20 protein-coding genes and 1 tRNA gene are annotated in these 24309 nt (G+C 40.5%); 16 read left to right on the forward strand and 5 right to left on the reverse strand.

The annotated features are described in order from the left end of the window. Positions 1 to 83: 83 nt before the first annotated feature. Together trpA and AACZ87_RS17710 are read left to right on the forward strand one after the other, a co-directional pair. Positions 84 to 857: a tryptophan synthase subunit alpha gene (gene trpA, locus AACZ87_RS17705; protein ID WP_339869108.1), complete on the forward strand. Its 774-nt coding sequence runs from the start codon at positions 84 to 86 to the stop codon at positions 855 to 857. Positions 858 to 970: 113 nt separating this feature from the next. Then, the gene (locus AACZ87_RS17710) at positions 971 to 1990 is read left to right on the forward strand and encodes a bifunctional 3-deoxy-7-phosphoheptulonate synthase/chorismate mutase (protein WP_339869109.1); all 1020 of its coding nucleotides are present in this window, start codon (positions 971 to 973) and stop codon (positions 1988 to 1990) included. Positions 1991 to 2131: 141 nt separating this feature from the next. Here AACZ87_RS17710 and AACZ87_RS17715 read toward each other — a convergent pair whose 3' ends face one another. Continuing rightward, a complete protein-coding gene (locus AACZ87_RS17715) occupies positions 2132 to 3295 on the reverse strand; it encodes a 6-bladed beta-propeller (RefSeq protein WP_339869111.1) in 1164 nt (387 codons plus the stop codon). Between the two features lie 505 nt (positions 3296 to 3800). On the opposite strand from AACZ87_RS17715, the gene AACZ87_RS17720 reads away from it, so the two are divergent. From AACZ87_RS17720 to AACZ87_RS17740, 5 genes are all read left to right on the forward strand, one after another. Continuing rightward, on the forward strand, positions 3801 to 3983 hold the full coding sequence (locus AACZ87_RS17720; RefSeq protein WP_339869112.1) for a helix-turn-helix domain-containing protein: 183 nt from the start codon (positions 3801 to 3803) through the stop codon (positions 3981 to 3983). A 285-nt stretch (positions 3984 to 4268) separates the two neighbouring features. Continuing rightward, positions 4269 to 6038 (forward strand): 30S ribosomal protein S1, encoded by a 1770-nt coding sequence (gene rpsA / locus AACZ87_RS17725; RefSeq protein ID WP_339869114.1) that lies wholly within the window; start codon positions 4269 to 4271, stop codon positions 6036 to 6038. 262 nt (positions 6039 to 6300) lie between these two features. Beyond that, the gene (locus AACZ87_RS17730) at positions 6301 to 6897 is read left to right on the forward strand and encodes an outer membrane beta-barrel protein (RefSeq protein WP_339869116.1); all 597 of its coding nucleotides are present in this window, start codon (positions 6301 to 6303) and stop codon (positions 6895 to 6897) included. A 56-nt stretch (positions 6898 to 6953) separates the two neighbouring features. Continuing rightward, positions 6954 to 8222, forward strand: coding sequence for a hypothetical protein (locus AACZ87_RS17735; RefSeq protein ID WP_339869118.1), 1269 nt, complete (start codon positions 6954 to 6956; stop codon positions 8220 to 8222). A gap of 56 nt (positions 8223 to 8278) precedes the next feature. Then, a complete protein-coding gene (locus tag AACZ87_RS17740; protein ID WP_339869120.1) occupies positions 8279 to 8686 on the forward strand; it encodes a hypothetical protein in 408 nt (135 codons plus the stop codon). On the opposite strand, the gene AACZ87_RS17745 is transcribed toward AACZ87_RS17740, so the two are convergent. The 4 genes from AACZ87_RS17745 to AACZ87_RS17760 all read right to left on the reverse strand — a co-directional run bounded on the left by AACZ87_RS17745 (position 8683) and on the right by AACZ87_RS17760 (position 11614). Next, positions 8683 to 9591, reverse strand: coding sequence for a molybdopterin cofactor-binding domain-containing protein (locus AACZ87_RS17745; RefSeq protein ID WP_339869121.1), 909 nt, complete (start codon positions 9589 to 9591; stop codon positions 8683 to 8685). The genes AACZ87_RS17740 and AACZ87_RS17745 overlap by 4 nt on opposite strands. A gap of 18 nt (positions 9592 to 9609) precedes the next feature. Next, on the reverse strand, positions 9610 to 10923 hold the full coding sequence (locus tag AACZ87_RS17750; RefSeq protein WP_339869122.1) for a molybdopterin cofactor-binding domain-containing protein: 1314 nt from the start codon (positions 10921 to 10923) through the stop codon (positions 9610 to 9612). Between the two features lie 2 nt (positions 10924 to 10925). Then, positions 10926 to 11396: a (2Fe-2S)-binding protein gene (locus AACZ87_RS17755; protein WP_339869124.1), complete on the reverse strand. Its 471-nt coding sequence runs from the start codon at positions 11394 to 11396 to the stop codon at positions 10926 to 10928. A gap of 147 nt (positions 11397 to 11543) precedes the next feature. After that, a tRNA-Cys gene (locus AACZ87_RS17760) sits at positions 11544 to 11614 on the reverse strand. A 365-nt stretch (positions 11615 to 11979) separates the two neighbouring features. Between AACZ87_RS17760 and AACZ87_RS17765 the strand changes: the two genes are divergently transcribed. Genes AACZ87_RS17765 through AACZ87_RS17805 form a run of 9 tightly spaced genes read left to right on the forward strand, consistent with a single transcriptional unit; the run spans position 11980 to position 24309 of the window. Further along, a complete protein-coding gene (locus AACZ87_RS17765) occupies positions 11980 to 13242 on the forward strand; it encodes a c-type cytochrome (RefSeq protein WP_339869126.1) in 1263 nt (420 codons plus the stop codon). A 39-nt stretch (positions 13243 to 13281) separates the two neighbouring features. After that, positions 13282 to 16365, forward strand: coding sequence for a TAT-variant-translocated molybdopterin oxidoreductase (locus AACZ87_RS17770; RefSeq protein WP_339869127.1), 3084 nt, complete (start codon positions 13282 to 13284; stop codon positions 16363 to 16365). 17 nt (positions 16366 to 16382) lie between these two features. Further along, the gene (gene nrfD / locus AACZ87_RS17775) at positions 16383 to 17747 is read left to right on the forward strand and encodes an NrfD/PsrC family molybdoenzyme membrane anchor subunit (RefSeq protein WP_339869128.1); all 1365 of its coding nucleotides are present in this window, start codon (positions 16383 to 16385) and stop codon (positions 17745 to 17747) included. 2 nt (positions 17748 to 17749) lie between these two features. Next, entirely contained in the window at positions 17750 to 18280 is a 531-nt protein-coding gene (locus tag AACZ87_RS17780; protein ID WP_339869130.1) for a DUF3341 domain-containing protein, read from the forward strand. A gap of 13 nt (positions 18281 to 18293) precedes the next feature. Beyond that, on the forward strand, positions 18294 to 18998 hold the full coding sequence (locus AACZ87_RS17785) for a cytochrome c (protein WP_339869131.1): 705 nt from the start codon (positions 18294 to 18296) through the stop codon (positions 18996 to 18998). A gap of 2 nt (positions 18999 to 19000) precedes the next feature. After that, positions 19001 to 20293, forward strand: a complete 1293-nt coding sequence (locus AACZ87_RS17790; protein ID WP_339869133.1) for a quinol:cytochrome C oxidoreductase — start codon at positions 19001 to 19003, stop codon at positions 20291 to 20293. Between the two features lie 22 nt (positions 20294 to 20315). Continuing rightward, the gene (locus tag AACZ87_RS17795; RefSeq protein WP_339869134.1) at positions 20316 to 21347 is read left to right on the forward strand and encodes a cytochrome c oxidase subunit II; all 1032 of its coding nucleotides are present in this window, start codon (positions 20316 to 20318) and stop codon (positions 21345 to 21347) included. Between the two features lie 18 nt (positions 21348 to 21365). After that, positions 21366 to 23249 (forward strand): cbb3-type cytochrome c oxidase subunit I, encoded by a 1884-nt coding sequence (locus AACZ87_RS17800; protein WP_339869135.1) that lies wholly within the window; start codon positions 21366 to 21368, stop codon positions 23247 to 23249. Next, on the forward strand, positions 23233 to 24309 hold the full coding sequence (locus AACZ87_RS17805; RefSeq protein WP_339869137.1) for a COX15/CtaA family protein: 1077 nt from the start codon (positions 23233 to 23235) through the stop codon (positions 24307 to 24309). The genes AACZ87_RS17800 and AACZ87_RS17805 overlap by 17 nt, the downstream gene beginning before the upstream one ends.

The raw sequence follows: 24309 nt of genomic DNA on the forward strand, positions 1-24309 counted from the left end.
TAAAATAGTTGATGCTGGAATGGGAAAAAGTCTCAATTTTAAAGAGGCGCTCGTAAATCCAATATCCTAAATCGAAAATGCAAATGAACCGAATACATAAACTCTTTGAAACCAAAAAGGAGCGCGTCCTCTCAATCTACTTCACGGCGGGTTTTCCGGCATTGGAAGATACGATGCCGATCATGGAGGCTGCCCAGGCTGGAGGAGCTGATATTATTGAGATTGGCGTGCCGTATTCAGACCCAGTGGCGGATGGACCAACTATTCAGGACAGCAATATGATTGCGCTGGAAAACGGGATTTCATTGAGAAAGATCTTTGAGCAACTGAGAGGTTTTCGCGCGAAAATCCATATTCCTGTAGTGATGATGGGCTATCTCAATCCAATTATGCAGTACGGAATGGAGGCTTTCTGCCAAAAGTGCAAAGAAGTCGGAGTGGATGGTTTGATTTTGCCTGACTTACCTATGCAGCAATATTTGGATGATTATAAGGAGTTGTTTGAGCAGTATGGCTTGGTCAATACCTTCCTTATTTCACCTCAAACCAGCGAAAAGCGAATTAGAGAGATAGACGAAAATACCTCTGGCTTTATCTATATGGTTTCTTCACATAGCATCACAGGTGCGAAGGCTGGAATAACCGAGGAGCAGATTGCGTATTTCGAGCGGGTAAAAGCAATGAATCTTAAGAACCCCAGACTGATTGGTTTTGGCATTTCAGATTCGGAAACATTTACCACCGCTTCCAATTATAGTAATGGAGCCATTATAGGTTCGGCTTTCATCAAGACAATAAAAGATTCGAAAAATCTGAGTGAGGATATCCAGAGTTACATTCAATCAGTCATTAATTGAAATATTGTAAGATTGGAAAATTAAAAATTTCCATGCCTTAACCATCAATTTGCAATTTATCTTCAAAACCTACGAGAGCCTCGTAAATCGTATTTCATAAATCGTACTTAATAATGATTATCCAACTTCAACCCGATATTTCCGATAGCCAAAAAGATAAATTGATCAATGTGGTCAATGGAATTGGCTATAAAACCACAGAAGTCAAAACACAATTAGGAGACTACCTAATAGGTATTGGTAAAAAGGAATTTGATATCCGTAAAATCGGCCAGATGGACGGAATCATCGACATTCATATCGTCTCTGACGAGTATAAGTTGGTGTCCAAAAAGTGGAAAGCTAAGCCAACTTCTGTTGATTTGGGTGATGGTGTTTTCATCAAAGAAGGGGAAATGGCTGTGATCACTGGGCCTTGCTCCATCGAGACGGAAGAGCAAATCCGTGCCGTAGTGGCGCACTGCGTGGAAAATGACATTAAGATGATGCGTGGCGGGGTCTTCAAACCTAGAAGCAGCCCTTATGCATTTCGAGGTTTGGGATTGGAAGGATTGAAGTTATGGCATCAAATCGCAAGTGAAGCAGGTATTAAGATAGTCACCGAAGTGATGCAGACTTCCCAGATCGAAGAAATGTACCCCTATGTAGATGTATATCAGGTTGGCGCTAGAAATTCTCAGAATTTCAACCTTCTCGATGAACTTGGGAAAGTAGATAAGGCAGTGATGATCAAGCGTGGGATTTCAGGTACGATCGAAGAGCTGTTGCAATCCGCTGAGTATGTTTTTTCCGGTGGAAATGAGAAGCTGATTCTATGTGAACGAGGGATCAGAACCTATGAAAGAGCTTCAAGAAATACTTTGGACCTAAATGCTATTCCGATTTTGAAAGCTAAATCACATTTGCCTGTGATTGTAGATCCTTCGCACGGAATAGGTATTCGTGCCTATGTGCCTCAGATGGCATTGGCGGGAGTGATGTCCGGAGCTGACGGAATAATCTATGAATCTCATGAAGTTCCTGAGAAAGCTTACTCCGATGGTCAGCAGACCTTGGATTTTGCTCAAAGTGCAAGACTCGCAAGCTGGATCAGAGAGAGTTTCGCGATGAGGAAGGGATTTGATTTGTTGTAGAGAAATTAGTAATAATCGATGTTGTTCAACTACTGTAGAAGAGCAATATTTATTTGTAAGCATTTCTACGGGTGGAAAAAGTAAAAGAGGTCTTTTTGTTCGTGGAAGCAGAAGGTTTGTTGTTCGACTCTAAAATGCTTTCTATAATAGCGGCTTTAATGAATCCTTGAATTTTAAAAATATCAATACATGCCTGTCGTCAGTTAGTTCAATTCGATGATCTTTGACAAATTGATGAATACCAGCATTTGGGAATTTTTCTTTGATTTCATCCTGTGAATTTTGGTAAAGGTTAAATAGGATTGTCGAATGAGTATAGAAAACTAAGCAGTTATCAGTTTTTGCAACTGGATAAAAAAAGAAATTGACTCCATCTATATCATTTCTTAAGTTGTTTGATTGGTAGCTGATTTTATTTTTACCATTCAATAGAAAGTGATAGCCCTTACGATTAAAGAATTGAGAAATCCAAACTTGATTTTGAATAGGGAAATACACATTTACTTTGCTCGGCTGGGAAGAAGAATTTTCTGGATCTTCAGGAGGGATGTTTAGAAAAGAAAATCTTCTCGTATCAGTTAAGTTACCTAGAGAGTCCAATATGGCAACATCATAGGTATATGGAATTGTGATTGAAATCTCTTTTGTTTTTTTGTTTTCAACAAATCCATGAAGTAATCTAACTGCTCCCCTATTACTATTTGCGGGAAGCGGATAAAATGAACTGCTAGCGTTTTTCTTTGATTTTCTGAGAAAGATGTTTCCACTAGAGTTTGCGTACCCACTAAAAAAGAACAATGTATATTCATCGCTAATATTGAAATTAGTAGCCCCCGCTTTTTCTGATTTCTCTTTTATGTAGCTTGCAGAAGTGTCAAAATAGATGAGTTTACCAAGTCTCCGATCGTAAATTATCACTGTGTCATTTTTTACTATAAAATCCTCAATTTGAAGAAATTGTCCTGGGCCTTCTCCACTGGATTTGAAAATTGATTTTATTTTTCCTTTCAGGTCAAATTGATGAAGATTATTAAGCTCATTATCCTCAATATAAATATTGTTTCCTTCAATTATAGTTTTCATATTACCCACTAGTGGTAATGAGTCATTGGAATCTAATAAGATATAATGCAGGCTGTCAAAGATTGAGGTAAAGTAAAGCTCATTAAAATCCTCTAAGTTTATTGGAATATCAACTAGGGGCCCTGCTTGCTTTAAATTACTATCAATCTCTTTTTTGATGTCTGATTTGCAAGACAGTAAGGAAAAAATAATGCAATAAAGGGAGAGTCGGCTTAGTCTCATTTATTTGTGGTTATGCCATGTAGGGAGGCCCGGGGCAAGTAGTTTGAGCACTAGCCTGACAAAATCCACCGCTACTTTCTCTGCAAATTCTATGATCTATGTCCCACCATTGGGAACAAGGTTCCCACATAAGTTGATAGCCCCAAACAAAGTTCTCTCCTAAAACAGCCCGAGCAGTAACTTGGGATTAATTGAAACCCAATCCAAAATTCACTATCATTAGCAAAATAGCAAGGGAAATTGACCTCGTGATTCTTTTTTTGTTAAAGTTATCCATGTGATATTTTATTAAAATTAAAGGATTGTCAAATCTAAAATATACTTTTTATTTAAAACAGGACAAAACAAGACAAAACAGGACAAAACAGGACAAAACAGGACAAAACAGGACAAATTTCTTTTGAATGGCTAAAGTTCGGAACTATTTGATTGTTAGGTTTTAATAATGTCTGTTTTTCAATATTTTAGTTCTAATGGATATGGTCTCTACTCAACTGACTTTATTATGAAACACGGAGCCAAAACGAGGCAGCAGATCGCCGAAGAATATGGAATTTCTTCTAAAACTCTTTCAAGATGGATAAAGAAGGAAAAAATGAAAATAGAAAGTGGTCTGCTTACACCTGACGAGCAAAAATTAATTTATCAGAAGTTCGGGATACCGCTTATAGACAATAATACTGTTTGATCATTCCCAAGGTGCCAGACTTGCAGGCTGGATCAGGGAGAGCTTTGCGATGAGAAAAGGATTTGAATTGTTGTAGAGAATGAAGTGCCCGTAAAGAAATTATTTTTTCCTTCGGAATAACTCCGTCCAAATTTTCCCCAGAAATTCCTCATTTATCAATAATTCCATACCTTTGCAGTCCGTTCGAGTGAATGGAGTGTGTTGGGTTTGTTTAACGCATTGATTTACAACTAAAAACGATAGTTCTTTGACCCGGGGACTATTGCTAATCAGGGTTAGTACATTATGTCAAAACAAGAAGATTTTAACTGGGACAACTTCGAAACCAAAGGTTTTGGAGAAGGTTATTCCAAAGCAGAGCGTGAGCAAATGGCTGCAATGTATGAGAATACATTGGGCGAGATCACTGAGAAAGAAGTTATCAAAGGCACTGTAGTAGGTGTAAATGATAAGGATGTAATCATCAACATCGGTTTCAAATCTGATGGATTGGTTCCTCTTTCTGAATTCCGTGATCTTGATGGCATCAAGCCAGGTGATACTGTAGAGGTATTCATCGAAGAGCAAGAAAACGCACTTGGACAGTTGATCCTTTCCCGTAAGAAAGCTAAGATCGTACGTGCATGGCAAGACATCGAAGATGCGCTTGAGCATGACAACGTGATCGAAGGTTTGGTGAAAAGAAGAACTAAAGGTGGTTTGATCGTAGATATCTACGGTGTAGAAGCATTCTTGCCAGGTTCTCAGATCGACGTGAAGCCTATCAGAGATTTCGATATCTATGTAGGTAAGAAAATGGAAGTAAAAGTGGTGAAAATCAACCACGCAAATGATAACGTAGTAGTATCTCACAAAGTGTTGATCGAGAAAGATCTTGAGAAGCAAAAAGCTGAGATCCTAAACAACCTTGAGAAAGGTCAAGTATTGGAAGGTGTGATCAAGAACATGACCAACTTCGGTGTATTCATCGATCTAGGTGGTGTAGATGGTCTTCTTCACATTACAGATATCTCTTGGGGACGTATCAATCATCCAGAAGAAGTATTGCAACTTGATCAGAAAGTTCAGATTGTGGTTCTTGACTTTGATGATGATAAGAAGAGAATTTCTTTGGGTATGAAGCAGCTTACTGCTCATCCTTGGGATTCTTTGGCGTCTAGCCTTGAAATAGGATCTAGAGTGAAAGGTAAGATCGTAAACGTAGCTGACTACGGTGCGTTCCTTGAGCTTGCTCCAGGTGTTGAAGGTTTGATCCACGTGTCTGAAATGAGCTGGTCTCAGCATTTGAGAAATCCTGCTGACTTTGTGAAAGTTGGTGACGAAATCGAAGCTGTAGTATTGACTCTTGACAAAGACGACAGAAAAATGTCTCTTGGTATCAAGCAATTGACTGAAGATCCTTGGACTAAGAACGACATGGGTACTAAGTACGCTGTAGGTTCTAAGCACAAAGGTGTGGTAAGAAACTTGACTAACTTCGGCCTATTCCTTGAGTTGGAAGAAGGTATCGACGGTTTGGTTCACGTATCTGACCTTTCTTGGACTAAGAAAATCAAGCATCCATCTGAGTTTGTGAAAGTAGGAGACGAGCTAGAAGTAGCTGTTCTTGAGCTTGACGTAGACAACAGAAGATTGGCTCTTGGTCACAAGCAATTGGAAGAAAATCCATGGGATACTTTCGAAGGCGTATTCCCTATCGGATCTGAGCATAAGTGTACTGTAGTTTCTAAGAATGACAAAGGTGCAGTTCTTGAATTGCCTTACGGTCTTGAAGGATTCGCTACAGTGAAAAACTTGGAAAAAGAAGACGGATCTCAAGTAGAGGTTGGTGAGTCTTTGGATTTCAAAGTAACTGAATTCTCTAAAGATGATAAGAGAATCGTTCTTTCTCACACTGCAATGTTCAGAGAAGAAGCGAAGCCAGCTAAGAAAGAAGCTAAGAAGAAATCTGATTCAGGTTCTGCTTCTACTACTTCTGCTCCAGCTGAGAAGTCAACTCTTGGTGACTTGGACGCTTTGACTCAATTGAAAGAGCAAATGGAAGGTAAAAAGTAAGACGTTAGATTCTAGACATTAGAATCAAGACTTACTTAATATATGGAAAACGCCGGCTGAAAAGTCGGCGTTTTTTTTATGAAAAATTTTGAACCGCATAGATCACAGAGAAAGCGCAAAGAGCGCAGTTTTATTGGTTATCCTGCTTCTCCAGAAGCTGGTCTTGCTTCAAGAAAAATAGATACTTTATGAAATTAATTTGTAGCACACGTGCTACTTCTTTCGTCTTGGGTAAACTATTTTTATCATTAATTTCGATCTTATGAAAAATGCCCTTTTACTATTCTTTATCCTTTTAATTAGTATTTCGGTGACTGCACAATCTAGGTTAGAAGTGAAAGGCTATTTTGGAGCTTCGGGAGCTATGGCCAACTGGAACGCAAATTTGGATGGAGCTAGCTCTGTGGATATTGAAAACTTAGTGGAGGTCGGTGTTTTATTTTCGAAAAGTATAAGTGATAGGTTTTCGCTGAGTGGAGGACTGAATTATTCATTTGCGCAAATTAAATACAGCCCTAATTTCCCTCCATGTATAAATTGCTTGTATGGCTATTCTCATAATCCTGATTTCAGAATTCTTTCTATTCCAGTATATGCAGAATATGCCTTAGGTAAGATTTTTTATGCTGCAGCTGGTCCTGTAGTAGATTTCCAGCTTTCCGAAGGGAATAATTTCTCTGACCAAAGTGGAGTTGGCTATTTGGCTGGTATTGGTGCAAAGTTGGATACAGAGAAGTTTTCATTTTCTATTTTTCCCAACTACAAAAGGCACAACGTGATTCCTTTTGAAAAAGAAGGGAACTACAAGCAAATCTTGCAGGAATTTGGGGTTCAACTTGGCGTAGGATATCAATTCTAAAATTAGCCTAAACCTCTACCCCATTTAAATCCGTACAGGATTTAACTAAATAAATTATGAAGAATATTGCTTTACTCTTTGTCCTGATCCTTGCTTTTTCCTCCTGTCAAAACTTCGATGATCCTATACCGGATGGGAGTTTTTTGGAAACACCTACACTTAGTACCAGACTCGTTGATGGAACTAGTGTGGAGCTCACTTGGTCTTCAGCACAGATTTGTACTATCAACTGCCCTTCCATCGTTCCGGCATCTTTCTACGAAGTGTGGACAAAGTCGCTTACTTCCAGTACCAATTATAAACTTGTAGAAATCCCAGCTGGCCAGATGTCTTATCTGGTTGAGGGATTGGAGCCTGGCGTGAGACAGGAGTTTTTCGTGATTGCCAAAAGAGCAAACGTAAGCAATAGAACGAACCGTGTGATGGTCGTGCCGAATGAACTTCCTGCTTCTCAAACAATTCTTGAAAAAGTCAGCTTCGATTATATCACTCATCCACAAGTTTCTCCTGCTGGGACTAAAGTGATCTATACCATTTCAGAAGCGGGATCTAGTGTCCAGGCCCAGCAGGTTTTTGTTTTTGATCTCAATAGTAAGTCTGAAAAGTTAATTTTTGAAAATGGCCAATATCCATCTTGGTCTGCAAGTGGCGAGAAGGCGGTTTTCGTGAGTGGAGGGCAAAGCACCTCAGCTATCAAAGTATATTCGGTTGTTTCACGTGAGGTTGAGGAAATTGTCAGTGATTCTTTCCTAAGCTACTTTCCTGTTTTTGGCTCTGGGGATACGACCTTGATCTATTTCCTGGATAGCTTGGATGGAGGAGATCAAAGCGTCATTTCCTATAATCTTTCACCATTTGCCACTAATCCTAAGGCGATTCTTCGAGATGTGGAAGATATTGAGAATGACTATGCTCCTATGCTTGGAATGAATTATTCTATTGAAGAGAAAAGTGTAGCCTATGGAATTACTGTTCCAAAGGACATCCCAATTGGCTTTTCTTATGATGTTGTTGGTTTTGCTTTGAGTAGTCCAACTACTTTGAGAAATTGGGTAGTCTCTGATTGGAACGATAGCAATCCTTCTTTTTCTCCTTCAAATTCAGATCTGCTTGCTTTTGTTTCCGACAGATCTGGAGCAAATCAAGTTTGGATTAAGAATGTTACCACCCAGCAGTTGATCCAAGTTACAGATTTCCAGGAAAGTGAAAATATCAATATCGGAATAGCAAGTTTGAGCTGGAGTGGGATGAAATTGTATGTTAATATTCTAACTGGCTCAGGTGATTCTAGATTTTTGAGTATTGACGTGTCTTCATTATTGTAGAATTGTAGCGAATCGATGAGCACTTTCGTCCTAATTCTACTTTCAAACTACTGACTATGAACTACTTTTGGATTGGAATTATAGCGCTACTTTCTTTTACATCCTGTGATAAAGATGAGAATCTGCCATTTGAGTTGACTTCTGAAGGCTTGGTTGGTACATGGGAGCTCTATCAATATCAAGGAAATACAGGTGCGGATGATTATCGAACGCCCTATGAGCCTTCTGGTAGTACTATTACATTTCTCGCTGATGGGAAGCTAAGCTCTTTTGAATATTTTGAGTGTACAGATGGGATATATCAAGTAGCTGATCGAATCCTAATAGTTCTTTTTGACTGTGAAGAAGAAATTCCTAATCATGAATACTTAATGAGGCAGGAAGAAGGCGATTTGGTTCTTGCTCCTCGTGCTCCCTACATGTGTATTGAGGGGTGCTCATATATTTTCAAAAAGATTAATTAGCTGACCGATTCCCAGTCTATCTTCTCCGCTTTAATCGGTAGATTCCGAACCCGACTTCCGGTTGCATCAAACACAGCATTTGAAATTGCCGCCGCGACAGGTCCCATAGCTGCTTCGCCTGCTCCCATAGGCTTTTCTTCTGGTCGGTCTATAATATGGACTTCTACTTCCGGTACATCCTTCATCCGTAGAATAGGATAAGTATTCCAATCTACACTCGTGATTCCATCTTGATCAAAGTGCACTTCTTCCATCATGGTCCAGCTGGCAGATTGGATCATTCCGCCTTCTGTCTGGTTTTTTAACCCGTCCGGGTTTATCGTTAACCCAGAGTCGATTACGCCAGTGAGTTTTTTGAGTTTGTAGTTTTTGGCTGCCTTATCTATTTCCACTTCTGCAAATACAGCAAAATAGGAGGTGGCATTCTTATACCTCGCGTAGGCGACCCCGAATCCGTTATTAGCTGATTTAGATCTGTTTTTCCAGTTGGTTTTTTGAGCGAGCTCTTCCAAAACGGCTCTGGCGCGCGGATCTTCTAAGTTTTTTATCCTAAAATCAATCGGATCTTTTCCAGCTTTGTATATCAGCTCATCTATAAATGCTTCCATGGCAAAGGTATTTGCATAGGCACCCAAACCACGGAGTGAAGAGGTTCGTAGCGGGCCATCGTAGTCGAAAAGGCGAAGTTGCTTGGCTCCGAAACTGTACTCTGGAATTCCATTTCGGTACGATCCACCTGACCAGCCTCCCTTTCTAAATTCTACAGGAGGATCCAAAGATCTCGCTGCGATGAAGCTTCCGCCACTTCCATTGGGACGGGTACTATGGGAATCTGACCAGACAATGCTGTTCCAGCCTAGGAGCTTTCCAGCTGAATCCATTCCTGCCGAAAGGCGAAAAGCCATAGTTGTGCCGTATGGTTCCTACTTGTGTTCGTCTTCACGCATCCATTGAAGTCGTACATGTTTACCCGGGAATTCTTTGGCTATGATGGCAACTTCTCCCGACACATCATCTGCGCCATTGTGTCCGTAGCACCCGGAACCAGGAACGCCTATACATCGGACTTTCTCTTTATCCAAAGTAAGCAGATCTGCTATTGAGTTTCTGACGGGATATACTCCTTGCGTAGCTGACCAAACGGTCAGCAGATTTGGTTCCCAAAGTGCGACTGCACAAGATGGTCCCATGGAGGCATGCATGTGATAGGGGCGGAAATAATCCGCTTGATGATGTATGGCTGAATTTGAAATAATCTCTGCAATTCCTGGTGAGATTTCTACTTCCTCTGGTTTTCCTGAAGTAGTTAGCAAGTCATCCCTTAGCTGGTCTGGAAGTGTATTGATTGGTGACTTAGTCCAGACTGCTAGTTCTTTTAGCATTTCCCTTGCTTTTACTGCCTGGTATTCCCGTTCTGCAATAACTGCTAAAAAGCTCCCGTTTCTGATCACTTTGAGAACTCCATGCAAAGCTTTTACTTGGGTTAGGTCTATGGATTGTAAGGTGGCGTCGTAGGAAGGTGGATGAAGCACTCGTGCATGGACCATCCCTGGCATTTGTAGGTCATGGACAAAATGAGATTCGCCAGTTACCAATTTCCGGATATCATCCCTATGCAAGGGTTGTCCTACATATTTGTAGTTTTCTGGTTTTTTTGGTTTAATATCTCCAGAGATTTTCTCCTCTATGTATTTTCCTTGCAGAAGCTCCCAATAACTCACTTTTTCGCCAGTGTTAGCTATAATAACTCCGTCATCTACGCGAAGAACGTCAGGATTTACATTCAATTTTTGCCCAGCCATTTTTAGTAAATGGTATCTTGCCTCAGCTGCTGCCTGGCGGATAGCACTTCCGCTACCTTCTACGGAATTGCTGCCAGCGGTGAATCCTTCATTTGCAGTTTGGCCTGTATCTGAATTGATAATATGGCAGCGATCAGGATTGATATCCAATTCCTCTGCTGCAATTTGAATCAAGGCAATTTTGATTCCTTGACCGAGTTCTTGCTTTCCTGAGAGGACGGTCAAGTGCCCTTTGGCATCTAGCCGAATCCAAGAATCAATTAATTTATTATCAATCGAAGGCCGAAGCGGCACTCCTGCGTAAGGAGGAATTTCATTTGGCGCTCCCTTAGTTTGGCAAAAAGTAAGTGGCAAAAGATTGAACCCTATTAATAGGTGTCCAGTACTTTTGAGAAATGAACGACGGGTTGGGTTGAATTGCTTTAGATCTTCCATGATTAAGCCTTTGTGTTTTCTGATGCCAACTTTACAGCTTTGATAAATCTGGAATGAGTGCCACAGCGGCAGATTACTGGATTTAGAACTTCCCTGATTTCTAATTCACTTGGTTTGGGATTTTTTTCTAAAAGTGCTACTGTACTCATAATCATCCCGTTCACGCAATAGCCACATTGGGCAGCTTGGGTTTCGATGAACGCTTTTTGCACTGGATGAAGCTCACCGTTCTGCCTCAAACCTTCTAACGTGGTGATTTCAGCATTTTCAAAACTGGAACAAGGTCTCACGCAAGTAGTCTCTGCTTGAGCATCTGCAATGACTGTACATGCCCCACACTGCAAAAGACCACAGCCATATTTGGCACCTTTTAACCCAAATTCATCTCTGAGAATATATAAAAGGGGTTCTTCTGGATCAGCGGATATGGTTTTGGTTTTCCCGTTGACACGTAGGGTAATGTCTTGTGGCATGATTATCAGTAGTTTGAAAATTAAACTAAGGAATGTCTACCGGAAATGCAATGTGAGAAAATAATTAAGTCACTGGACGTAAATAGATGGCAGGAAAAAATAACTGAAAACGAAAAAAGCATCCGCCACGGCGGATGCTTTTTGTTGAGGTCGAGAGCGGATTCGAACCGCTGTAGAAGGTTTTGCAGACCTCTGCCTAGCCACTCGGCCACTCGACCAATCAGAATTGGAATGCAAATGTAGGTATTATCTTTTCCCTTGCAATAAAGGCATTAATTTTTTTAAATCTTTGAGGTCAAAAGGGCTTCAACTTTAATTTGAATTCAAGAATTCAGTGCCTTGTATCGTGAGTTTTTAATTTAAGTTTAAAATGCTTGCAAAATACATTCTATTTATAAAGGTTCTAAATTAAAATCAAATTAAAATAATAAGCTTAAATAACTGGATTACAATGCTATAGGAAATCAAAAGGAGGTGATGTATATGTACAATCTTACTTTAGGGCAAGTTTGAAAAATTGGCTTCGGGTAGTACCTTTGCAAGGGTTATAAAAAGCCGCTTAAACTATTTAATTAGCTATAATATGTTATCTAAACGCTCGTTAGTAGGGGTTCGATTGAATTTCCACACACTGGCAGTGCTGTTTTTCATTCTGATCGGTACGCAGGCATTTGCCGCTGACCCGGCAGTGGATAGTAGCGATGAAGCAGTAGCAGCAGGGAAGGCTGTATTCAATGCAAACTGTAAAACCTGTCACAAATTAGATCAAAAGCTGATCGGTCCAGCGTTGAGGGGAGCTACAGATAGAGCACCTATTGACAAGGTGAAAAGTTTTATCAAAAACTCTCAGGCGGTTATCGCATCAGGTGACGCGTATTACTCTGCTCTTTTTAAGGAGTTCAATAATACACCAATGGTCTCTCATGAGTTCCTAACTGATGCTGATCTTAATAATCTCCTAGCTTATATAGAGCATGGTGACAAAGTAGATCCTGCGGCAGCAGCAGCGGGAGTGGGAGCTGAAGGTGGAGTGGTAGCTGAAGGAGGAGGGATTCCAAACGAATACCTAACCGTAATTTTGGGAGTATTAGTAGTAGTGCTTCTTTTGATTTTGGTGGTATTGGGATTAATAATTTCTGTATTGACCAAATACCTTACAAAACAGGATCTTGATGAAGATGACAAAGAGTTTGTAAACCAGAAGACTAATCTAAGTAAAGTATTCAAGAGCGACATGTTTGTCGTGATTGTCACTGCGCTAGTTGTTGCCTTGGTAGCCAAAACAGCATTGGATGGCTTGTATTCCGTTGGTGTTCAGCAAGGTTATGCACCTACTCAGCCTATAGCATATTCACACGCACTTCACGCGGGTACTCTAGAGATTGAATGTCAGTATTGTCATACTGGTGTTGAGCTAGGAAGATCTGCAAATATCCCTTCTGCTAACATTTGTATGAACTGTCACACGCACGTTCAGAATGTACAAGGTAAAGAAGGGGTTTCTCCAGAAATTCAGAAAATCTACGATGCTGTAGATAATAGCCAGCCAATCGAGTGGGTAAGAGTTCATAACCTTCCTGATTTGGCTTATTTCAATCACTCTCAGCACGTTGTTGTTGGTGAGATTGAGTGTCAGACTTGTCATGGTCCTATTCAGGAAATGGAAGTAGTAGGTCAGCATAGTGCACTTACTATGGGCTGGTGTATCGACTGTCACAGACAGACTGAGATCACTACTGATGGCAATGCTTACTACGATAAGTTGGTTCAGATTCACTCTGATTCTAAAGATGCCTTGAAGGTGAAAGACATCGGAGGTTTGGAGTGTGCTAAATGCCACTATTAATTCATTATTCTTTTCGCAAATTCATTCTTATATCATAAAATGAAGGAAAATAAAAAAACGTACTGGAAAGGGCTTGAGCAGCTCAACAACGATCCAGAGTTTGTAAAGAACGCTGACAGGGAATTCCCTGAGCTTCCTTCTACACTCAACGAAGAGGGTAGTGCTTCCAGAAGAGATTTTCTGAAAGTAATGGGATTCAGTTTAGCAGCAGCCTCTTTGGCGGCATGTGAGGCGCCTGTAAGAAAGATGATCCCTTATGTGAACAAGCCGGTTGACATCAACCCATCTGTTCCTAATTATTATGCTTCTACTTACTCTACTGGTGGCGATTACGCTTCTATCGTAGTGAAAACAAGAGAAGGTCGCCCGATCAAAATTGACGGAAACGAGCTTTCTCCTATTAATAAAGGAAAAGTAAATGCTATCGTCGAAGCTTCTGTCCTTTCTCTATATGATAAAGAAAGACTAGCAGGACCTTACAGTGGTGGACAACCTTCTGACTGGAAAACAGTGGATGCGCAGGCTAAGACTGCATTGGCTTCTGCTGGTTCTGTGAAGATCGTGGCAAATACGATTATTTCTCCTTCTACGTTACAGGCTATTCAGCAGTTTGCTGACGCAAATGGAAACGTGGAAGTGATCATGTATGATCCACTTTCTAACTACGGTATCACTAAAGCAGCTGAGACGTATTACGGTTCAGCAGTTCTACCTTCTTATTCTTTTGACCAAGCAAAAACAATTGTATCCTTCGGAGCTGACTTCTTAGGATCATGGATTTCTCCTATTGAATTTGCCCGTCAATATGCTCAGACAAGAAAAATCAGCAAAGAGAAGCCTGAAATGTCAAGACATTATCAGTTTGAATCTACGTTGTCACTTGCTGGTGCCAATGCTGATTACCGAACTCCAATCAGAGCTTCACAAAGCGGATTGGCAGTATTAGCGCTATACAATGCAATTGCTAAAAAAGCCGGAGCTGCTACAGTTTCTGCACCAGCAGTTGAAATTGCTCATTTGGAGAAAGCTGCCGCTGACCTTTGGGCTAGCAAAAGCGCTTCTCTTGTAGTTTCTGGATCAAATGATCCAAATGTTCAAATTGTCATCAATGCGATCAATGAACTACTTGGAAGCAACGGCACTACAGTAGATTTCGCAAATCCTGCGTACTACAGAAAAGGTGACGATGCCAAAATGAATCAGTTTGTCACTGATTTGAATGCTGGAAGAGTTGGCGGAGTTATTTTCTACAACTGTAACCCAGTGTATGATTTTGCGAGAGGAGCTGAAATTGCAGCGGGTCTTGCAAAAGCAAAAGTGACAGTTTCTACAAACGGTACGTTGGATGAAACTTCCTCATTGGTACAAATTGTAGCTCCTGATCATCACTTCCTAGAGTCTTGGAATGACTTCGAACCAAAGAAAGGTCACTTCTCTTTGGCACAGCCTACCATCACTCCACTTTTTGATACAAGACAAGCACAAGAGTCATTCTTGGTTTGGGCTGGTGATTCTACTACTTATTATGATTTTCTTCAGAACAACTGGCAGGGTGATGTATTCACTCAGGTTGAAACTGGTGGGACTTTCCAGGAATTCTGGGATCAAACACTTTATAATGGTGTACTAGCGATCAGCGCTCCTTCTGCAGCTTTGGCTCCAGTAGGTGATGTAAGTGCTGCTGCTTCCGCAGTTAGCAAATCATATTCTGCTGGCAATGCTTCTGCTGAATTGGTGATTTATACTAAAGTAGGTATCGGTAACGGTACGTATGCAAATATTCCTTGGCTTCAAGAATTATCAGATCCTATCTCTAAGGCAACTTGGGATAACTACCTGACAGTTTCTCAGAAATGGGCTTCCGAAAACGGAGTGACCATGAATGAGGGAGAAACTAGCAAAGCTTCTATTTCTGTAAATGGCAAGTCTCTGATCGTTCCAATCATGATTCAGCCAGGTCAGGCAGAAGGTACTTTCGGTTTGGCACTAGGATATGGTAGAACCAAAGCTGGACGTGTAGCAAATGGAGTAGGTGTAAACGCTTACGAATTGCTTGATGCTTCCAAAGGCTTTGTCAATTTCGATATTACTTCTGGAGTAGAAGTATCTGCTACTGGAGATGCTTATAGAATTGCCCGTACTCAAACTCACCAGACCTTCATGGGACGTGAGAACGTCATTCAAGAGTCTGTTTTGAGCGAGTACAAGAAAGATGCTTCTGCTGGAAGATCTCATCCTCAGATCTACAAGGATGGTGAATTTGTAAAACCATCTAAAATATCTCTTTGGTCAGGACACCAGTATTCTCAGCATCACTGGGGATTGGCTATCGATATGAACTCTTGTATCGGTTGCTCGGCATGTTCTGTTGCTTGTCAGGTTGAAAACAACGTGGCAGTAGTGGGTAAGCAGGAAGTATTGAACAGAAGAGAGATGGCATGGATCAGAATCGATCGCTATTATTCCTCTGACGCTCCAGCGGATGATTTGAGCGCTATGGAAATAGCGGCTGAAAATCCTGAGGTTACTTTCCAGCCGATGATGTGTCAGCAGTGTAACAACGCTCCTTGTGAGACTGTTTGTCCTGTAGCTGCAACTACCCACTCTTCAGAGGGACTTAATCAAATGACTTACAACAGATGTATTGGTACAAGATATTGTGCTAACAACTGTCCGTATAAAGTACGTCGATTCAACTGGTTCAAATACCACGATAACAAAGACTTCGCAGGAGTCAATGTAGCTCAAAACGATGATTTGGGTAAAATGGTCTTGAATCCAGATGTAACAGTACGTGCACGTGGTGTGATGGAAAAATGCTCCATGTGTGTGCAGAGAATTCAAGCTGGTAAGCTAGAGGCTAAGCGTGAAAAGCGTAAAGTGAAAGATGGTGACATCAATGTAGCTTGTGCTGTTGCTTGTCCTACTGATGCGTTGGTGTTCGGAGATATGAACGATACGAATTCTAAGGTTTCTCAGCTTCTTAAAATTAAGGAAGACACTACTTCTGCATTGAAGGAAGTGAATGAGGAAAGAGCATACCATGTATTGGAAGAGATCAACGTGAGTCCAAACGTTTGGTACTTTACCAAAATCAGAAATAAAGACTTAAACGAAGCGTAATCAAAATTTTATAAACTATGCAGGTTACTTCATCCGTACGCGAGCCGTTAGTTACCGGGGGTAAAACCTACCATGATGTGACACATGATGTGTCACGCCATGTGGAAGCAAAACCAAATATCAGGTGGTTTCTAGCTTTCCTTACTTCCGTTGGTGTCTTGGGGATAGGATCTATTGCTGTTGTTGCCACCGTTTGGGAAGGCATCGGTATGTGGGGTCTTAACAAAACCGTAGGCTGGGCTTGGGATATCACCAACTTCGTTTGGTGGGTTGGTATTGGTCACGCTGGTACTCTTATTTCAGCTGTATTATTACTTTTCAGACAAAAGTGGAGAACTTCAATTAACAGAGCTGCAGAAGCGATGACCATTTTCGCGGTTATTTGTGCGGCGATGTTTCCGGTACTTCACATGGGACGTCCATGGTTAGGAGCTTATTGGGCACTTCCTCTTCCAAACGTATTTGGATCCCTTTGGGTAAACTTTAACTCCCCGCTTCTTTGGGATGTGTTTGCGATCTCGACTTACTTCTCTGTATCACTAGTTTTCTGGTACATTGGTTTGATTCCTGATTTCGCAACTATTAGAGATAGAGCTACTGGATTAAGAAAGATTATTTACGGAGCACTTTCATTTGGTTGGGATGGCGCCGCAAAATCTTGGAGCAGATACGAATCAGTATCCTTGATCCTTGCAGGTTTGGCTACACCACTTGTACTTTCTGTACACACGATTGTATCCTTTGACTTTGCAACTTCAGTAATTCCAGGCTGGCATACGACAATCTTCCCTCCATACTTTGTGGCAGGGGCGATTTTCTCAGGCTTTGCGATGGTATTGACGCTGATGATTGTGACTCGTAAGGTTTACAAATTAGAAGATTACATCACCATGGGCCACATCGAGTTGATGAACATTGTAATTATCATTACTGGTTCTATCGTAGGTATAGCTTACATCACCGAGTTTTTCATCGCTTGGTATTCAGGAGTAGAAGCAGAGCAATATGCTTTTATGAACCGTGCGTTTGGACCTTATTGGTGGGCATATGCATCTATGATGACATGTAACGTGATTTCTCCGCAGCTTTTCTGGTTCAAGAAAATTAGAACTTCGATTGCTGCTACATTCGCTCTGTCTATTGTAGTGAACATCGGGATGTGGTTTGAGAGATTTGTGATTATCGTTACTTCTCTACATAGAGATTATCTGCCATCTTCTTGGGCGATGTTCTATCCATCTATCACGGATGTGGGAGTATATCTATTTACGTTTGGCTTGTTCTTCACTTTGTTCTTCTTGTTTGCCAAATTCTTCCCGGTAATCAACATGGCAGAAGTGAAATCTGTATTGAAGTCTTCATCTGATAAAGTGAATAAATAATCATGGAAAGAGATACACATTTTGTTACTGGAGTTTATGAAGATGAGGATGTATTGCTAGAGGCAATCAGCCAAGTAAGATCTTCAGGTATTAAAATTCATGAGGTTTATTCACCATATCCGGTTCACGGAATAGATGATTACCTCGGCTATAAGAGAAGCAAGTTGCCAATCGCAGCTTTCTTATTCGGATTGTTAGGAACTAGCTTGGCTTTGACTATGCAGTTCTACATGATGCGATTTGACTGGCCAATGATTATCGGTGGTAAGGACTACGCAGCTTTCCCTGATTTCATTCCTGTTACGTTCGAATTGACTGTTTTACTGGCTTCTTTCGGAATGGTAGGGGTGTTTATGGTAAGCACGAATCTTAAGCCTTGGGCTCAGCCTAGAATTTTTGATTTGAGAATCACTGATGATAAGCACGTCATGGCAATCGATATTGCTAATAACTCTGCTATTGAACTGGCGAAGATTGAAGAGATATTGAAATCTTCAGGAGCATCAGAGGTTAATAAAAAAAGTTTTGAATAGTAAATCTGGAAAAATGAAGATTGCTAAGACACTAAGTATTTTAGGGATTGCAGTTGCAGGGATTTCTCTTGCAAGCTGTGTCGGAGGAGATAATCAAGGCTTGGAATATGCGCCTCAGATGTATCACTCGGTAGCTTATGAGCCTTTGACTCAAGTAATGGATTCGGAAACTAAGGGTAACCTTATCTCTACCCGTGAAGATGGCAAGGGAGAATATTTCAACAGTAATATTAACAACCCTCACAGTATGAATATGCGTGAGCCGGCTGCTAATACTGTTCCTCGAAATAAGCAAGGCTATTTACCATATCGCTATAAAGCTTTTGAAATAGAAGAAGCTAGCGCCACAATGAAAAATCCTATCAAATTGAATGATGAGGTTTTGACTGAAGGCAAAAGGCTATTTCAGTTGTATTGTACACCATGTCACGGATCAGGTGGAATGGGTGACGGTAAAGTAGGTGAAATCATCGGGGGTGTGGCTAACTTGACAGGAGGAGCTTATGTAGGTCTTTCTGAAGGTCATATTTTCCATGTGATCACTAAAGGAAAAGGAAGAATGGGAGCTCACGGTTCTCAGATCACTCCAGAAAACAGATGGAAGATTGTTCACTATGTGAAGCAAGAACTCCAAGGCGGTCAGAATGCTGATAATGCAGTAGCAGTAGTGGCAGAAGACGTAGAAGAAGTTACACAAGTAGAAACTCCAGCTAATTAATTATGGCTCATCACGTACAACACTATAATCTGGATCAAAAGTTTGATTTCACCGCAGCGACAAAGAAAGCCGTTTTCACGGTTTTAGGTATCGGCGCAGCTTTGCTAGTACTTGGTATCGTAATGGCGATGTTTGGTGGGGGACACCACGAGGCAGCAGAAGCCGAAGGCCATGCATTTCATTGGTACGAGCGTCTATATGCTAACCTTTGGATCAATAACGTGTACTTTACAGGTATTGCTATCATAGGCGTTTTCTTCTTTGCTATACAGTATGCTGCTCAGGCAGGTTGGTCTACAGCCATCATTAGAGTAATGCTTTCTTTGGGTAACTGGTTGCCAATTGCAGGTGTCTTGATGATTGTAACCTTCTTCATCGCAAATCATGATTTGTTCCACTGGACTCATGCCTATTTATTTGATAAGACTTCTCCGGATTATGATAAAATCATTGACGGTAAAGGTGCTTTCTTCTACTGGCCAATGGCTAAAGGAACATTCCCTGTACTATATATCTTCAGAATGGTTCTGTTCTTTGGATTTTGGGTGTTCTTTTTCAAGAAATTCCAACAGTTCACTTACAATGAAGATATAATAGGTGGTACCTCTTCTTGGTACAAAATCAGAAGCTGGTCTGCATTTTTCTTGATTTTCTTCGCAGTATCTTCTTCTATAGCAGCTTGGGATTGGGTGATGTCAATTGACACACACTGGTTCTCTACGCTATTTGGATGGTATGTATTTGCGTCTTGGTTCGTTGCTGGCTTATCAGCAATTACTTTAATTACCATTTTCCTAAAGAGCCAAGGCTTGCTAGAGATGGTGAATGAAAATCACGTCCATGACTTAGGTAAATTTATCTTTGGATTTACAATCTTCTGGACATACTTATGGTTCTCTCAGTTTTTGTTGATCTATTATGCCAACATTCCTGAAGAAACTGTTTACTTCATCGAAAGACTGTCAAGTGACATTTATGGCCCATTCATATTTGTGAACTTAGCCTTAAACTTTGTCCTTCCTTTCTTGTTATTAATGACAAGAGACGCGAAGAGACATGGAGTATTCTTGAAGTTAGTTTGTGCTCTTATCATAGCTGGTCACTGGGTAGATTTCTTCCTAATGGTACAGCCAGGCACATTAGGACATAATGGTGGCGTTGGATTTATGGAAGTGGGTATGTTCTTGGTTTATGGAGCCGCCTTCACATTCGTAGTTCTTTCTGGATTGGCAAAAGGGAATCTAGTTCCTAAAAACCATCCAATGCTTGAAGAAAGCTATAATCATCACATTTAATAACAGCCGAAATAATTAAGGTATGTACGGATTTCTGATTGGAGTAGGGGTTCTTTTGATATTTTCCATAATATGGATGGTATATCGAATCCAAACGTTAGTCTCTGTTGTAAAAGGATCTGATAAAAAGATCGCATCAGGGAGTAATAAGGTTAACGCTATTTTATTTATAGTTTTCTTGTTAGGTGGCGGAATTTTGATGTTCTGGTATTCTATCAAAGAATTTGACAATTATCAGTTGCCAGTTGCTTCTGAGCACGGTGTAATTACTGATTCGTTGTTTTGGTGGTCTATGGGCATCACAGGAATAGTATTCTTGATTACTCATATCCTGCTATTCATTTTCCCTTATAAATATCAGTACAGCGAGAAGCGTAAAGCTTCTTTCTACCCTGACAATAACAAACTTGAGGTTATCTGGACTATTGTTCCAGCTATTGTTCTTGCCGGTTTGGTGATTTCAGGTTGGGTTGCTTGGTCAGATATTACTGCACCAGCACCAGAAAATGCGCACACAGTTGAAATCATGGGATACCAGTTTGCATGGGAAGTAAGATATCCAGGTAAAGACAATGTGTTAGGGGATTATGATTATCGATTGATCACAGCCACAAATTCACATGGTATTGATTTTACAGATAAGAACTCAATTGATGATTTCCCATCTCCAGTTGTGGTAATTCCTAAAGGAGAACCGGTTCTTTTCAAAATCAGAGCAAGAGATGTACTTCACTCAGTTTTCGCTCCACACATGAGATTGAAAATGGATGCCGTTCCAGGTATGCCAACTCGTTTTTGGTTTGTACCTACTAAGACTACTGCAGAAATGAGAGAAGAGACAGGTAATCCTGATTTTAACTACGAGATCGCTTGTACTGAAATTTGTGGTAAAGGACACTTTTCTATGAGAAAGGTAATCGAAGTAGTAGAGCCAGAAGCGTATCAGAAGTGGTATGCAGAGCAAAGATCTTTTATTCAGATGAATCCTGCATTAGCTTCAGGAGCTCAAACTGAGGTTAAAGAGGTTGCAGAAGTTCAAATAAGCGAAAAGTAACAAACAAAATTATAGATTATGTCAACAGCATCTGTCGCAAATCATGACGCAGCACACGATCACGGTGATCACGAGCACCATGATAATTTTGTAACGAAATATATTTTCTCCCAAGATCACAAAATGATCGCAAAGCAATACTTGGTAACAGGTATGTTTTGGGCTCTTCTTGGCGGATTTCTTTCTGTACTATTTAGATTACAATTAGGGTTTCCAGAGATGGATATGTCTTTCCTTCGTCCAATTCTCGGTGGATGGATAGATGAAACTGGAAGGCTTGACCCTACATTCTACTTAGCTCTAGTCACTATGCACGGTACCATCATGGTATTCTTTGTATTGACTGCGGGCTTGAGTGGTACATTCTCCAACTTCCTGATTCCATTGCAGATTGGTGCAAGAGATATGGCTTCTGGATTTATGAACATGCTTTCTTACTGGTTGTTTTTCCTTTCCGGTGTGATCATGTTTATCTCCCTTTTCCTAAAAACTGGTCCAGCTTCTGGTGGATGGGTAGTTTATCCTCCGCTTTCTGCTTTGGAGCAAGCTATTCCAGGTTCAGGTTTGGGGATGACTCTTTGGTTGGTGGCGATGACTTTCTTTATCGCTTCTTCTCTAATGGGAGGTATCAACTACATCACTACAGTAATTAACTTGAGAACAAAAGGAATGTCTTTCTCTAAGCTTCCTTTGACTATCTGGGCTTTCTTCCTGACAGCCGTTATCGGTCTATTGTCCTTCCCAGTTTTGTTTGCAGCGGCATTGTTACTTGTATTTGATAGAAGCTTTGGTACATCATTCTACCTTTCGGATATCTATATCGGTGGGGAAGCACTTCCAAACACAGGTGGTAGCCCAGTATTATACCAGCATTTATTCTGGTTCCTAGGTCATCCTGAAGTTTACATCGTATTGCTTCCTGCTTTGGGTATTACTTCTGAAGTAATTGCTACTAATTCTAGAAAGCCAATCTTCGGTTACAAAGCGATGATTATCTCTTTGCTTGGTATCACTGTTCTTTCCTTCGTGGTTTGGGCTCACCATATGTTCGTATCAGGTATGAATCCATTCCTTGGATCGATCTTCATGTTCTTGACCTTGATCATTGCGGTACCTTCAGCTGTAAAAGTATTTAACTACTTGACTACACTTTGGAGAGGTAACTTAATTTTCACTCCAGCGATGTTGTTCTCAATAGGACTTGTGTCTTTCTTTATCTCTGGTGGTTTGACAGGTATTTTCCTTGGTAACTCTGCGATTGATATTCAACTGCATGATACTTATTTCGTAGTGGCTCACTTCCACTTGGTGATGGGGTCTGCATCCTTCTTCGGTATGATCGCTGGTGTTTATCATTGGTTCCCTAAAATGTTTGGAAGAATGATGGATGCTAAATTGGGATATGTACACTTCTGGATCACGTTCGTAGGAGTTTACATGGTGTTCTTCCCAATGCACTACATAGGTATTGCAGGCTTCCCAAGAAGATATTACAGCTGGACAAACTTTGAGTTTGCAAATATGTATACCGATTTGAATATGTTTGTGTCCGTTGCCGCAATTATCACCTTTGCTGCTCAGTTCATCTTCCTATTCAATTTCTTCTACTCTATGTTCAAAGGCAGAAAAGCTACTTTGAACCCTTGGAGATCTAATACGCTTGAGTGGACTACACCAGTCGAACCAGGACATGGTAACTGGCCAGGTGAAATTCCAGCAGTATATAGATGGCCATATGATTACTCTAAGCCAGGTGCTGAAGAGGATTTCATACCTCAGACAGTTCCTCTTTCTGCTACACCTGAATCAAACCTACCACATGAGCAAGAGTTGGTTAAGGTTGAATTGGAGATTATGAAAGAAGAAGAGGAAGTTTTGGCTTCAAATGAAACAACTCACTAAAAAATCAATAAGCAGCTTTCGTCGTGTAAATTTAATCACGGTGATAGCTGTTTATATCCTGATTCTGATCGGTGGGATAGTAAGAAGTTCCGGTTCCGGAATGGGCTGTCCTGATTGGCCGAAGTGTTTTGGAAGTGTGATTCCCCCTACGAACGTAGATCAATTACCTTCAAATTATCAGGAGATTTATCTCAATAAAAGATTAGCCAAGAACGAAAGGTTCGTGGCAACACTTGAAAAATTAGGATTCGCAGAAAAAGCTAAGGAAATAGCTAACGATAAATCTATTCATGTAGAGGAGGAATTTAATCCTGTGAAAACATGGATAGAATACTTGAATCGCTTAGCTGGTGTGGCGATCGGTCTATTGATAATTCTTACTGTTTGGAAGTCTTTTCCACTTGGTAAGATGGATAAATGGATACCGATTTTGTCCATTTTCAATCTTATTCTTGTCATTTTCATTGGTTGGATAGGCTCTATAGTAGTATCTACAAATCTGCTGCACTGGATGATCACCTTTCACATGATGCTAGCTTTGCTTCTAGTCTCCTTACTGATCTATGTTTATCATAGATCAGGTAAGTTGGTCTTAGGCAAAGGAGTGAAAATGGATGTTCCAAGAAGGATTGAGTTGGTATTATTGATAGGAACTATCTTGATGCTTATTCAAATAGTCTTAGGTACTCAAGTAAGGGAGCAGATAGATATCATCTCCTCTTCTCTTGGTAATATGCTAAGAGATGAGTGGGTAGGTCGAATAGGGTTAGATTTCCTTATTCATAGATCCTTTTCTATAGTTCTGCTAGGAATCCATGTTTTATACTTCTTTTGGGCGTTTAAATACACCCTTAGAAAGTCTCAAGTGAATCTTTGGTCTCAGGTCTTGATGATTCTGATTATACTGGAAATAGCAACAGGAATGGGAATGGCATACTTTGGTATTCCTGCATTTCTACAGCCTATCCATCTCTTATTAGGTTCTTTGATTATCGGTGTGCAAGTCATCTTGCTTCTGGAAATCAGAGAAAACATTCAGTTTCTAATAAATACAAATTGA

It is taken from the genome of uncultured Algoriphagus sp. (assembly GCF_963974365.1).
GTDB lineage: Bacteria > Bacteroidota > Bacteroidia > Cytophagales > Cyclobacteriaceae > Algoriphagus.